Raw genomic sequence first — 13,596 nt, 5'->3', positions numbered from 1 at the left:
GGCAAACGGGTAATTACCACCCTTCCCTGAGAGAGACCTCATGAAGATTCACGAATACCAAGGCAAGGAAATCTTGCGCAATTTTGGTGTGCCCGTTCCGCGCGGCATCCCTGCATTCACGGTGCAAGAAGCCGTGGAAGCTGCTCAAAAACTCGGCGGCCCCGTGTGGGTGGTCAAGGCCCAGATCCACGCCGGTGGCCGTGGTAAGGGTGGCGGCGTCAAGGTTGCAAAGACCATTGACGACGTCAAGCGCATCTCTGGCGAGATCCTGGGCATGCAGCTCAAGACCCACCAGACCGGCCCCGAAGGTCAGAAGGTCCGTCGCCTGTACATCGAAGACGGCGCCGACATCAAGAACGAACTGTACGTGTCCCTGGTCACCGACCGCGCTACGCAAAAGGTGGCTCTGATCGCTTCGAGCGAAGGCGGCATGGACATCGAGGAAGTGGCCCACTCCACTCCCGAGAAGATCATCACCGAGATGATCGACCCCATCGTCGGCATCACCACCGAGCAAAGCAAGAAGGTTGCAGCCGCCATCGGCCTGACCGGCGCTTCCATCGACCAAGCCGTAGACATCTTCGCCAAGATCTACAAGTGCTACATGGAAACCGATGCGTCGCTGGTGGAAATCAACCCGCTGAACTGCGACTCCAAGGGCAACCTGATGGCCCTGGACGCGAAGTTCAACTTCGACGCCAACGCGCTGTTCCGCCACCCTGAAATCGTGGCCTTTCGCGACCTGGACGAAGAAGACCCGGCCGAAGTCGAAGCCTCCAAGTTCGACCTGGCCTACATCAGCCTGGACGGCAACATTGGTTGCCTGGTGAACGGCGCAGGTCTCGCCATGGCCACCATGGACACCATCAAGCTGTTCGGCGGCGAGCCCGCCAACTTCCTGGACGTGGGCGGCGGTGCCACCCCCGAGAAGGTGACCGAAGCCTTCAAGATCATGTTGAAGAACCCCAAGGTCGAAGGCATTCTGGTCAACATCTTCGGCGGCATCATGAAGTGCGACACCATCGCCACCGGCGTGATCACCGCCTGCAAGGCCGTGAACCTGAACGTGCCGCTGGTCGTGCGCATGAAGGGCACGAACGAAGAGCTGGGCAAGAAGATGCTGGCCGAGTCCGGCCTGCCCATCATTGCCGCAGACACCATGGCCGAAGCTGCGACCAAGATCGTTGCTGCCGTCAAGTAAGCCCGGAGAACACACATGTCGATCTACATCAACAAAGACACCAAGGTCATCACCCAGGGCATCACGGGCAAGACTGGCCAGTTCCACACTGAAAAGTGCCAGGAATACGCGAATGGCAAGAACGCCTTCGTGGCCGGCGTGAACCCCAAGAAGGCTGGCGAGTCGATCTTCAACATCCCAATCTACGCCTCCGTCAAGGAAGCCGCTCACCAGACCGGTGCCACCGTGTCGGTGATCTACGTGCCGCCCGCAGGCGCTGCTGCCGCGATCTGGGAAGCTGTGGAAGCCGACCTGGACATGGCCATCTGTATCACTGAAGGCATCCCAGTGCGCGACATGCTGGAAGTGCGCAACAAGATGAAGGCCAAGGAAGCCGCTGGTGGCAAGAAGACCTTGCTGCTGGGCCCCAACTGCCCTGGCCTGATCACGCCTGACGAAATCAAGATCGGCATCATGCCCGGTCACATCCACCGCAAGGGCCGTATCGGCGTGGTGTCCCGTTCGGGTACGCTGACTTATGAAGCCGTGGCCATGCTGACCGAAGTGGGTCTGGGCCAGTCGAGCGCTGTGGGCATTGGTGGCGACCCCATCAATGGTCTGAAGCACATCGACGTGATGAAGGCTTTCAACGACGATCCAGACACCGACGCTGTCATCATGATCGGCGAAATTGGCGGTCCAGACGAAGCCGAAGCCGCCCAGTGGTGCAAGGCCAACATGAAGAAGCCTATCGTGGGCTTCATCGCTGGTGTGACTGCCCCTCCCGGCAAGCGCATGGGCCACGCTGGCGCGCTGATCTCTGGCGGCGCTGACACGGCTGATGCCAAGCTCGCCATCATGGAAGAATCGGGTTTCATCATCACCCGCAATCCTTCGGAATTGGGCAAGCTGCTCAAGGCCCAACTGAAGTAATCAGAGCCCAGCGAGGGCTGCCTCTGGCGGCCATGCACAGGTGCTGAAAGCACCCGCTACCGATTGGTGGCGGGTGCTTTTTTTTGCTTTGGCGATTCCTGCGCGGTCTTTCTGTGGAGCGCAGAGATGGGGTGATGTTGACAATTTTGTCGCTGGCCGTGGTGTGTCCGACAAAGAGCGGCAACGCCGCCTTCTTCGGCTGCCGAATACGTGCGATAAGCCCGTTTCGGCAGGGTTTGGAAGCCCGGTTTGGGCGGGCGTGAAATTTGCTTTTTTACAATCATTCACAGATTTACACATTGATTGCAAGTGGCCAGACACACATCGGAGCGCAAGCCAAAGACAGGGCGATTGGACGGGTGGATCTGTGCGGCGATCGCTCTCGTACTGGTGGGCGCTTTGTGGCTGGTGGGCGCACTGTCGGCGTTGCAGCGGGTGGTGTACGACTCTGCCTTGGCCCAGACCAAGGTAGTGGCCCCCGCCGATGTGGTTCTGGTCGATATTGATGCGCGCAGCCTGACCGCTGTGCGAGGCGGCTGGACTGATGAGGCGCATGCGGCCTTGATCGACCGATTGGCCTTGGGGGGCGCTAAAACCATCGTCTACACCGCCCCTTTGGCTGCAACCGCTGCGCCGGGTGCCCAAGAAGCCTTGGTGCGCAGTGTGGCGTTGGCGGGCAATGTGCTGTGGCCCGCTGGCTTTGCCTCCACTGGCGCGCCCGCGCCATTGCCACCTTCTTTTTACCGCAGTGTCGTGCCTGAGCTCGCAGGTCTGGGCCCAGATGCTGTGCCCGTGCAGCTGGCGGGTTTGGCGGCAGGTGCGGCTGGTGTGGGTCATCTGCAATGGGCTGCGGACAGCGACGGGGTGCTTCGCCGTGTTCCGCTGCTGCTCAGCCATGACAAGGCTGGGGTTCCTTCGTTGGCCATGCTGGCGGTGCTGCGCGCGCTGTACCTGAGCCCTGCCGATGTGCGTTGGAATGCCCAGGCCCAGAGTTTGCTGTGGGGGGGCTTGTCGGTGGGGGTGGATGCTTCCGCAGCCTTGCGCCCGGTGTTTGGTGCCTCGGTGCCGCGTTGGGCAGCTGCAGATGTGTTGGCCCAGAAGGTGCCCGTTTCAGCGCTGCGTGACAAGACGGTGGTGGTGGGCGTGACGGCTGGGCCACAGGCTGTTTCCTGGCCTGCGCCCGGAGGGACCACGCTGTCTGTGTCGGATGTGGTGGCGCAGTCTTTTGTGGGGCTGCGTTTGGCGCGCGCAGTGACCAAGCCGGGTTGGGGGCAGCCAGTGGGCTGGGCTGCAGCGCTGGTCATGGCTTTACTGGTAGTGGTCATGCCTCGGGCGGGCAAGGCCGTGGTTTGGGGGGCGGGTGCAGCCCTGCTGCTGTGCGCTGCACAGTGGCTGCTGCTTCAGCAGACCTTGCATGTGGTGCCGCTGCTCCCTGCCGCTGGGGTGGCGTTGTTAGGAGGGCTTCTGTGCGCTATGTTGGCAAGGGTGCCCCAGCGTGCTTCTGCCGCTTCTCCGCAAGAGTCCGCGGATGCCGAGCGAATGATGGGGCTGGCGTTGCATGGGCGTGGGGATTTGTTGGAAGCGTTTGCGCGGTTTCGTCCGCTGCCCACCAGCGATGCTTTGAAAGACAACCTGTACCACCTGGGCAAGGACTTTGAGCGCAAGAAGGACTATGCGCATGCCAAAAAAGTCTTCAAGCACCTGCTGCGCCGGGACATGGAATACAAGGACGCCCGTGCATGCTACCGCCGGGCCAAAGCGCACCTGCTGGCGCAGGCGGGCATGGCTGCGGACTCGGTGGCCAGTGGCATTTCGGTGACGGGCGCTTCGTCATTGCCCGCGTCGGTGCAAGAGACCTTTCCGCGCCACAAAGTGCCGGGGCCGCTCGCGCACTACGACCTCAGGCATGAGCTGGGCAAGGGCGCCATGGGGGTGGTCTACCAGGGCCGTGATCTGCGCTCTGGGCAGATTGTGGCCATCAAGACGCTGGCATTGCAGCAGGAGTTTGACGGGGCGGCACTGGTGGACGCGCGTGAGCGTTTTTTCAAAGAGGCTGAGGCCGCCAGTCGGCTGCAGCATCCCCATATCGTCGCCATCTACGGCAGCGGTGAAGAGCAAGGCCTGGCCTACATCGCCATGGAGTTTGTTGCGGGGACCGATCTGAGTGCATTCACGCAACCGGCCTACCTGTTGCCCGTGGCCCAGGTTTTGTCCATTGCCCGCCGCGTGGCGCAGTCGCTGGACTACGCGCATGCGCACAACGTGGTGCACCGCGATGTCAAACCTGCCAACATCATGTGGGACGCCGCGACGGATACGGTCAAGGTCATGGATTTTGGGGTGGCACGCATCACCGATGCGAGCAAGACCCGCACGGGCATTGTGCTCGGCACGCCCAGTTTCATGTCGCCTGAGCAATTGTCCGGCGCCAAGGTCGATGGGCGTGCAGACCTGTATGCCCTGGGCGTCACGTTGTTCCAGCTGTTGACGGGCTCTTTGCCCCTGCGTGCCGACTCCATGCCGGAGCTGATGCGCAAGATCGTCCATGTGGACCCTCCAGATATCCGCACCCTTCGTACCGATTTGCCAGAGGCCGTGGCGCGGCTGATCGCCAAGGCCCTGCGCAAGCTGCCCACCGAGCGGTATCAGACGGGGCAGCAGCTGGCTCAAGACTTGGCTTATGTGATGGGCACTGTTGTGACGGAGGTTCCTGGATCTCAAGCGTCAGCAGTGGTCTATGATTCGGGCCGCACCCCGACAGGGCAACACATGGTGGATCTGGAGAAAACAGTGCTGGAGTACCCGACAGAGCGGGCGCCGGAACAAAGGTCTGTGGTGGCCTCTGCGGGATGACGTGCAGCCCAAAATCCATGACCTACGAATTTTTCGCCCAAACCGACCGTGGGCGCGTGCGCGCCAACAATGAAGACGCAGTGACCGTTGACCGGGATACCCAGGTGGCCATCCTTGCGGACGGCATGGGCGGATACAACGCGGGCGAAGTGGCCAGCGGTATGGCCATCACTTTCATCCGCACAGAAATGAACCGCTGGCTGGCGCAGGCAGGGCCAGAGCCGTCTTCCACGGACTTGCGCCGGGCATTGGAGCTGTGTGTGGAAAACGCCAACCACGCCATTTTGGGCGCGTCGCTGTCCAATCCTCAGTATGCCGGCATGGGCACCACGCTGGTCGTGGGTGTGTTCCAGGGCGATCGCTTGATTTTGGGTCATATCGGGGACTCCCGGTGCTACCGCCTGCGCGCCGGGGTGTTGCAGCAAATCACGCGCGACCATTCGTGGTTGCAGGAACAGGTGGATGCAGGCATATTGACGCGGGAACAGGCAGCCGCCTCTTCCAGCCGCAATCTGGTCACCCGTGCGCTGGGGGTTGAGCCCAATGTGCAGATGGAAGTGAACGAGTTTCAGGTGGCACCCAGCGATCTTTTCGTGATGTGCTCAGATGGCTTGACGGACATGGTTAACGATGACGATCTTGCGCAACTGATGCGCACCCCCGCACCTCTGGAAGAAAAAGCGGCGTTGCTAATTGATACAGCCAATGCACACGGTGGGCGTGATAACGTTAGCGTATTGCTTGTGCAGGCTGCGGCGGGAGGGAAGAAACGCAGCCTCATGTCCCGTCTCCTAGGTGCCGCATGACGGGTGGCAACAAAACAAATCATCAAATCAGGAGTAGATCATCATGCCCAGAATGATCGTTTCAATCGACGGCGTTGTTATCAAAGAAGTACAACTCACCAAAGAGCGTACGACGCTCGGCCGTCGTCCCTATAACGATATCGTTATCGACAATCTGGCGGTGAGCGGTGAGCACTCAGCGATCCATATGGCCCCTAACGGGGTTGAGATTGAAGACCTGGGAAGCACCAATGGCACGTATGTCAATGCCAAAGCTGTGAAACGCCAGGAGTTGCGCAACGGCGACACGGTCGAAGTGGGCAAGTACAAGATCCGCTTCCTCCAGGACGCCGAAGCGGAGAACTTTGAAAAGACCATGGTCTTCAAGCCCGGCATGCTGCCTGCCCTGAATGCTGCCGCGCGCCCCGGTGGAGTGGCTGCGCCGCAGCCTGCCCCTCCCCTGCATGCGGTCATTCGCGTGCTATCTGGCGCCGCTGCGGGCCGCGAGGTGTCTTTGCAAAAAGTGGTAACAACCATCGGCAAGCCGGGTGTGGCCGTAGCCTCAATTACCAAACGCATCCAGGGCTTTGTGCTGGCCCATGTGGAAGGCCCCGACATGCCCACGCTCAACGGCGTGGCGATTGGTACCAGCCCTGTTCCTCTCAAGAGTGGTGACAAGCTGGAGTTGGCCGGCACAGAGATGCAGTTCGAGCAATCCTGATGGCAGTTTTGGCGGGCCTTGCTGCAGTGGCAATGGCCTTGCCCACCTGCTGAGCGGGTTCTAAGTCCATGCGGAGCCTCCTGCTTTTTCGCCGTTGGCGCCGCATCTTGCTCACGCTGGTTCCGCTGGTGTTTGCACTTTTGCACGTATCCGGCAAATTGTCCCTGCCGTTGCTCGACCGGCTGGACCAGATTTTTTACGACGCCCGCCTGCGCCTGAGCATGCCCAGGACATTGGACGAGCGCATCGTCATTGTTGATATTGACGAAAAAAGCATTGAGCGCATTGGCCGCTGGCCCTGGGGACGGGACAAGCTCGCCGTCCTGACGCAAGAGTTGTTTGCGCGCCAGCGTGTGGCCGTGCTCGGTTTTGATGTCATCTTTGCTGAGCGCGACAACAGCTCGGGACTTGCCGCGCTGCAAGCCCTGGAGCGTGGCGCGCTGGCAAAAGCTCCGGGCTTTGCTGAGCAGGTGGCCAGGTTAACGCCTTCGCTAGATCACGATGCCCTGTTCGCGCGCAGCCTGCAGGGGCAAGCGGCCGTCCTGGGCTACTACTTCACCAGTGATCGAAAGGGACACACGCTGGGTGCGCTGCCTTCCCCGGTCGTCACGCCTGCCCAATTGCGCGGACGGCCTTTGGCCGCTACGATTTGGAATGGATTTGGCGCCAACCTGGATGCGTTGGGCCAGGCGGCCCCGGTGGCGGGGTTCTTCAACACCATCAGTGACTCGGATGGTGTGATCCGCAGTCTGCCACTGCTGGCCGAGTACCAGGGGCAGTATTACGAATCTCTGGCCCTGGGGATGTTCCGCTCCATGATGGGCATGCCAGGCGTGGAGCCCGGCTTTCCAGCCACGCCATCGCTGGGCACCCATGAGACGCTGGAGAGCGTGGTGCTGGTGGAGGGCGCACGCCGCATGGCCTTGCCGGTGGACGATCGACTCTCGATGCTGATCCCCTTTCGCGGGCCCGGCGGGCCAGATGGCGGTTCATACCAATACATTGCAGCCAGCGATGTGATCGAAGGCCGCCTTGCAGAGGGTGCTTTGGCTGACAAGGTGGTCTTGGTGGGTACCTCGGCTCCGGGTCTGCAGGATGTTCGCATTACGCCAGTCGGCTTGGTCTACCCAGGCGTAGAGGCCCATGCCAACATGTTGTCCGCTTTGATGGATGGCAATGCCATAGCGATACCAGACTATGCCCGTGGCTTTGATGTGCTCCAGCTGGTGTGTGCTGGGCTGGTGCTGGCCTTGGGACTGTCACTGTTGCCTGCAGGGGCGGGTTTGGTGCTCAGCTTGGCCGTGATCACTGCACTGGTGGGTCTCAACCTGTGGCTGTACCGTGCCCATGGGTTGGCAATGCCTTTGGCCGCTGCGGTGGCTATGGCCCTCTGTGCATCGGTGGTGAACATGGCCCACGGCTACTTTTTTGAAAGCCGTGCAAAGCGAGCCTTGGCCTCCAGGTTTCGCTCCTACGTACCCCCCGAGCTGGTCGATGAAATGCTCAAACACCCCGAGCATTACGGCATGCAGGCAGCTAATCGCGAGCTGACGGTCATGTTTTGCGACATGCGCGGTTTTACCGCCCTGTCTGAATGCATGCCGCCTTTGCAATTGCAGGCGTTGCTCAATGGCGTGTTCACCCGCCTCACCCGTGTCATCCAAAGCCAGCGCGGCACTATTGATAAGTACATGGGTGATTGCGTCATGGCCTTTTGGGGGGCCCCCGTGCCGACGCAAGATCATGCTGCGTGCGCAGTGCGTGCCGCGATGGGTATGGCGCAGGCCATGCAGCAGCTCAACCAAGAGCACCGCGCTCAAGGCCTGCCCGAGGTCGGGGTTGGCATTGGTTTGAACACCGGCACCATGTGTGTAGGTGATATGGGGTCCGACATTCGACTCAGCTACACCGTCATTGGCGATGCAGTGAACCTGGGCTCCCGCCTGGAAGGGCTCTCTAAAACCTACGGGGTTGCGGTCATCGCCAGCGAATTTACCCAGGCCCAGGCCCCCGGATTTTTGTGGCAAGAGCTGGACCGCGTGCGCGTCAAAGGCAAAGCCCAGGCCGTCGCGATCTATACGCCGGTGGCCGAGCATGCGCTGGCCACTCCTGGACAAACGGAGTGGCTCGCCGTCTGGCGGCAATTTCTCACAGACTACCGCGCTCAAGACTGGGCAAAATGCATGGCCGCTTTGCAAATGCTGCTGCGCAGCGACCCCCAATCCACCTTGTATGCCTTGTACGCAGAGCGCCTGCAAATGCTGGCAACACTGCCTCACCAGCCGAACTGGGATGGTGCCACTAACTTTGACACCAAATGACCCGCCCTTCTTGCCCACTCTTCTTGCGCCAAGACCTTGGAGCTGATGGCCATGCTGGTGTTCCGCCTCGCTGCCGTTTCGGGGGCGTGTTCCTGTGAAAGTCCGTGTCCTGGGTTGCTCAGGCGCCATCGCCCGTGATTGCCGGACCACCTCTTTTCTCATCAATCACAACATCCTTATCGACGCAGGTACTGGGGTGGGGGATTTGACGCTGGACGAGATGGCCCAGATCGACCATGTCTTTCTGACCCACTCCCACCTGGACCATGTGGCGGCATTGCCACTCATGCTGGACGCTGTGTCTTCCTTGCGCAGCCAACCCGTCTTGGTCCATGCCCTGCCCGCCACCATTGCTGCACTGCAGACGCACGTCTTTAACAACACCATCTGGCCAGACTTCAGCCGCATTCCGTCAGTGCAGAACCCGTTTCTGCGATACCGCCCCTTGGTCGAGGGGCGCGCGGTCCATGTGGACGGTACTTGGGTACAAGTGCTGCCGGCCGTCCATACGGTGCCTGCAGTGGGCTATGCCGTGCGTGGTGAAAGAGGTTGGTGGGCTTTCAGCGGCGACACCGAGCGCAATCCAGCCTTTTGGGATCAGCTTGAGCAACTGACCCAACTACAGCCGCCACGGCCTGTGGGCATGCTGGTCATTGAAACCGCCTTCAGCAACCGGGAGAGTGAACTGGCACGCCGCAGCTTGCACTTGTCGCCCCAAACTTTGGCTGCTGAACTGGCCCACAGGGCTGGGGACACGAGCTACCCCATCTACATTACCCACACCAAGCCATCAGAAACCAGCCTCATTCTTCAAGAGATAGACCAGATGGGACTGAGCGCCACTGCAGATATCCGCTGGCTGCAGGCTGGACAGGTCTTTGATGTGTAACTAGCTATGTGTTCCGTGACATTCGTGGCGGAACAAAAATGTCAATGTGACGCAGGCCATGCGGTGACCCGATGCCGTTTGTGGAGAAGTCGGCCCTCTGGCGCTTAGGAAAGTGTGCTTCTACCGTATTTCGCAAGCTGGCACGCTATCTGCTTTTAGAGAACCAGCCTGAAGAACAATCGACAGGTTTTCACTTGCAATTTACCCCGAGGAGAGATTTATGAAGCGTTCGCTGCAAAAAGGTTTTACCCTGATCGAACTGATGATCGTGGTGGCCATCATCGGTATTCTGGCTGCTGTGGCTCTGCCTGCTTACCAAGATTACACTGTGCGTGCCAAGGTTTCCGAAGGTTTGAGTTTGGCTTCGGCTGCCAAGACGGCCGTTGCAGAAACCTTTGCAAACACAACACAAGGCACCATTGAAGCGTATGCAGGTGCTGGTGCGATTGTGGCCCCGGCTGCAGGAAATACCACCTACGGCTATGAATACACAGCTGGCACCAATGTGGCAACTGTTGCAATCGCTGCAACTACCATTGCTACTCCTGTTGCTCCTAACTCTGGCCGTATCACTATCACGTACGCCGGTAGCTTGGGCACTACGCTCGGTAATCCCTTGGTTCTGACTCCAGGAAGCGGGACAGTAACCAACGCCGCGTCTCCCTCAGGCCCGCTGGCTGCTGGCGCTCCAGTGGTTTGGGGTTGTGGTATCGCTTCAACCGCATCATTTAAGTATGTTCCTGCAAACTGCCGTTTTGTAGTTGCCCCATAAGTGTGAACGCTTTTGTTAGGCCGCCTTGTGCGGCCTTTCTTTTTGGTGGTGTAGTTGGATTTTAAATTGCGAATTTTTAATATAGAAGTGTAATAATCAAATCTAATTTTGGTGCTTCATGAGAAAATTTGTAAAAAATGGTTTTACTCTGATTGAGTTAATGGTTGTAGTTGCCATTTTGGGTATTTTGGCTGCTGTGGCTTTACCGACCTATCGGGGTTATGTTGTTCGCGCGCAGGTTACAGAGGGCTTGGTTCTTGCGGCTGCTGCAAAGGCGGCGGTGGCGGAAAATTTCTCGTCTACTCCAGAGGGCGGGATATTAAATTACCCTGGTACGGGTGCGCCATTATCTGGTTCATATTCATATCAATATACGGCTGGGGCAAAAGTTGCATCAATCGCAATAGGCGGTATTGCAAATGTTCAAGCTCCTGCCTTGGGCGAAGCGCGCATTACAATAAACTACACTGGAGAGCTGGGTGCACTCCTAGGCTCGCCCGTGGTTCTCACTCCTGGCAGTGGTACTGTTTCTAATTCTGCAATTCCGTCCGCTCCGCTGTCAATGAGTGCACCTATCGTATGGGGCTGCGGTATAGCTTCTACCATCTCGTACCGGTATGTTCCGGTCAACTGTCGATATAGCCCTTAGTTTTGCAAAATGGTTTTTGATAATTTAAGAGATTTTGGGTGGATAGATGTTTAATTTACGTCGCGTACATTTTGCGTTGCGCGCATGTTTTTATCATTTTCTTCTTTCGGTGTTTTTGACAATATGTACGGCTGCGCTGGTATTTGGTGTTTGGTATCCTTGGCCTTTGTATAAAATTGTCGGTGGGTTGGAATTATTCTGGCTTGTGGTTGGTGTTGATGTTATTTGTGGTCCACTTCTTACATTTATTATTTTTAATCCTGAAAAAATAAAAAGAGAATTATTTTTCGATTTATCTTTGGTTGCTTTGGTTCAGGGTATTGCTTTGGCTTATGGTATACATACCGTCGCGACAGCGAGGCCTGTGCATTTGGTTTTTGAGGTGGATCGCCTGCGTGTTGTAACTGCTGCTGAGATCGATACCGCGGGACTAGTTCATGCCCCTGAAACCATGAGCAAGTTGCCTTGGTTTGGGCCCACTTTAATAAGTTTGCGGAGTGCGCGCAACAGCAGTGAACTTGTTGAGAGTGTAGATCTTTCCATTGCGGGTGTTGAACCATCCCTGCGCCCTGGTTGGTGGCAAGACTACGATCTGGGAGTTCCCGAGCTTCTGAGGCGCGCTAGGCCTTTGGATGTTTTGTTTGAGGCGCGTGCGGCACAGAAGGAACTGTTGGATAAAGCAATAAAAAATTCGGGATTACCTGTTCAAGATTTGGCTTGGCTCCCATTGACTAGTTCGAAATCAATGGAGTGGATTGTTTTAGTTGATAAGGCAACGGGCCGGCCTAGAGCTTATGCGCCAATTGACGGTTTTTTGACGAAATAGACTGGTGTCGGATCCCGGACAATTGCATAGATCATGAACGCTATCCACTTTTAATAGCCCGAGCCGTTCTGCAAGAGTTGGTAGAGTCCTTGCAATCCACCCGGGGAGTGAAGCCATGTTGATTGCCCTGTACAAGAACGCCCGCACCACGCCTGCCGTGCGCGCCGAGATCGCGGCCAGCAACGAGACAGCCCGTGTCCTGGCCCAGCGCTTTGGCATCACCGAGCAGACGGTTTACAAGTGGAAGAAGCGCGGGGACCGCTCGCACACGGCCCATCGTCTGCAGACCGTGCTCACGCCTGCGCAAGAGACCGCGGTGGTGCACCTGCGGCGTACCTTGCTGTTGCCCCTGGATGACCTGCTGGCGGTCACGCGCGAGTTCATTTGCCCCCATGTCTCACGCTCGGGCCTGGACAGGTGTCTGCGCCGCCATGGAGCGGGCAACCTCAACGCTCTCAAACCCCAGGAGCCTGCGGTGGCCTACAAGGCCTTCAAGAGCTACGAGCCAGGCTATCTGCACATGGACGTGAAGTACCTGCCCCAGATGCAAGACGAGAGCAGCCGACGCTATCTGTTCGTGGCCATCGACAGGGCCACGCGGTGGGTGTTTGTGCAGTTCAAGGCCAACAAGACGGCTGCCAGTGCACAGGCCTTCCTGAAGGCACTGCACAGGTCTGTCCGATCAAGATCAACAAGCTGCTGACCGACAACGGCAAGGAGGGCGCGATCCGCCTGTTGGCCAGCAAGGAACGCGAACCCAGCGGCAACCATGAGTTCGACCAGCTGTGCTAGGAGCTGGGTATAGAGCACCGGCTGACCAGGCCCAGGACACCCAGAACCAATGGCATGGTGGAGCGGTTCAATGGCCGCATTGCGGACGTTCTGAAGACCCACCGGTTCAACAGCCGTGAAGATATGGAGCAAACCTTGCAGCGCTATGTGGCTTTGTACAACCACCAGTTGCCGCAGTCAGCACTGGGCAGCAAGACGCCGATGCAGGCCATGAAGCAGTGGTACCAGGAGAGGCCGGATCTGTTTCACAAGCGGCCATACGATCGGCCGGGATGCGACAGCTACGCCAAACGATAGGTTCCCGACTTTCCTCCCCGCTTTTCCCTCACCCCCACCCCCATAATCAGCATCCCCCTATCCACCGCCTTGCACATGTCATAAATCGTCAGCAAGGCGATCTGGACGGCGGTCAGCGCTTCCATTTCCACCCCGGTTTGCCCCACTGTCTCCACCGTAGCTGAGCAAAATATGCCCGTAGCGTCCGGTATACGTGTGCTGGCTGCTTCAAATTCAATAGCAACCCGTGTCAGTGCCAAGGGGTGGCACAGCGGAATCAGGTCGCTCGTCTTTTTCGCGGCCATGATGCCGGCGATGCGGGCGATGCCCAGAACATCCCCTTTTTTGGCAGTGCCCGATTCAATCAGTGCCAAGGTTTCCGGCTGCATTTCGATACGGCCGGTAGCTACTGCGATGCGGTGGGTGGCGGCCTTGGCACCTACGTCGACCATGTGTGCCTGGCCTTGGGCGTCGAAGTGGGTGAGCGGGGATGCGCTGGCTGTTTCGGGGGAGTTTGGTGTTTTGGAGGTCATGGTCTTGGCCTGGGCAAGCACGTTGGGTTGCAAACGTGTGCGAAACAATTGGGTTGTCGGGGCATC

General features: G+C 58.5%; 11 protein-coding genes and 1 pseudogene. 11 read left to right on the top strand and 1 reads right to left on the bottom strand.

The window, feature by feature from the left end:
* Window positions 1–40: 40 nt before the first annotated feature.
* The 11 genes and pseudogenes from sucC to C8C98_RS07330 all read left to right on the top strand — a co-directional run bounded on the left by sucC (window position 41) and on the right by C8C98_RS07330 (window position 13,018).
* On the top strand, window positions 41–1,201 hold the full coding sequence (gene sucC / locus C8C98_RS07380; protein WP_099657213.1) for an ADP-forming succinate--CoA ligase subunit beta: 1,161 nt from the start codon (window positions 41–43) through the stop codon (window positions 1,199–1,201).
* Between the two features lie 15 nt (window positions 1,202–1,216).
* On the top strand, window positions 1,217–2,113 hold the full coding sequence (gene sucD / locus C8C98_RS07375) for a succinate--CoA ligase subunit alpha (protein ID WP_121453726.1): 897 nt from the start codon (window positions 1,217–1,219) through the stop codon (window positions 2,111–2,113).
* A 351-nt stretch (window positions 2,114–2,464) separates the two neighbouring features.
* A complete protein-coding gene (locus C8C98_RS07370; protein ID WP_158600147.1) occupies window positions 2,465–4,966 on the top strand; it encodes a CHASE2 domain-containing serine/threonine-protein kinase in 2,502 nt (833 codons plus the stop codon).
* A 17-nt stretch (window positions 4,967–4,983) separates the two neighbouring features.
* Entirely contained in the window at window positions 4,984–5,772 is a 789-nt protein-coding gene (locus tag C8C98_RS07365) for a Stp1/IreP family PP2C-type Ser/Thr phosphatase (protein WP_099657211.1), read from the top strand.
* Between the two features lie 43 nt (window positions 5,773–5,815).
* The gene (locus C8C98_RS07360; protein WP_121453724.1) at window positions 5,816–6,472 is read left to right on the top strand and encodes an FHA domain-containing protein; all 657 of its coding nucleotides are present in this window, start codon (window positions 5,816–5,818) and stop codon (window positions 6,470–6,472) included.
* Window positions 6,473–6,540: 68 nt separating this feature from the next.
* Window positions 6,541–8,793: a CHASE2 domain-containing protein gene (locus tag C8C98_RS07355; RefSeq protein ID WP_121453723.1), complete on the top strand. Its 2,253-nt coding sequence runs from the start codon at window positions 6,541–6,543 to the stop codon at window positions 8,791–8,793.
* Window positions 8,794–8,887: 94 nt separating this feature from the next.
* The gene (locus tag C8C98_RS07350) at window positions 8,888–9,682 is read left to right on the top strand and encodes an MBL fold metallo-hydrolase (RefSeq protein WP_121453722.1); all 795 of its coding nucleotides are present in this window, start codon (window positions 8,888–8,890) and stop codon (window positions 9,680–9,682) included.
* 220 nt (window positions 9,683–9,902) lie between these two features.
* Window positions 9,903–10,454, top strand: a complete 552-nt coding sequence (locus tag C8C98_RS07345) for a pilin (protein WP_121453721.1) — start codon at window positions 9,903–9,905, stop codon at window positions 10,452–10,454.
* A gap of 118 nt (window positions 10,455–10,572) precedes the next feature.
* Window positions 10,573–11,103 carry a pilin gene (locus C8C98_RS07340; RefSeq protein WP_121453720.1) on the top strand — a complete coding sequence of 177 codons (531 nt, stop codon included), beginning with the start codon at window positions 10,573–10,575 and terminating at the stop codon, window positions 11,101–11,103.
* A 46-nt stretch (window positions 11,104–11,149) separates the two neighbouring features.
* On the top strand, window positions 11,150–11,929 hold the full coding sequence (gene tfpZ / locus C8C98_RS07335) for a TfpX/TfpZ family type IV pilin accessory protein (protein WP_233574481.1): 780 nt from the start codon (window positions 11,150–11,152) through the stop codon (window positions 11,927–11,929).
* A 115-nt stretch (window positions 11,930–12,044) separates the two neighbouring features.
* Window positions 12,045–13,018: pseudogene (locus C8C98_RS07330) on the top strand (IS481 family transposase).
* Here the strand turns inward: C8C98_RS07330 and moaC are convergent.
* On the bottom strand, window positions 13,003–13,530 hold the full coding sequence (gene moaC / locus C8C98_RS07325) for a cyclic pyranopterin monophosphate synthase MoaC (protein ID WP_121453719.1): 528 nt from the start codon (window positions 13,528–13,530) through the stop codon (window positions 13,003–13,005). The pseudogene C8C98_RS07330 and the gene moaC overlap by 16 nt on opposite strands.
* Between the last annotated feature and the right edge of the window lie 66 nt (window positions 13,531–13,596).

The sequence above is a fragment of the Acidovorax sp. 106 genome, assembly GCF_003663825.1.
GTDB lineage: Bacteria > Pseudomonadota > Gammaproteobacteria > Burkholderiales > Burkholderiaceae_C > Acidovorax.
This window is presented reverse-complemented; position numbering and strand designations above follow the sequence as displayed.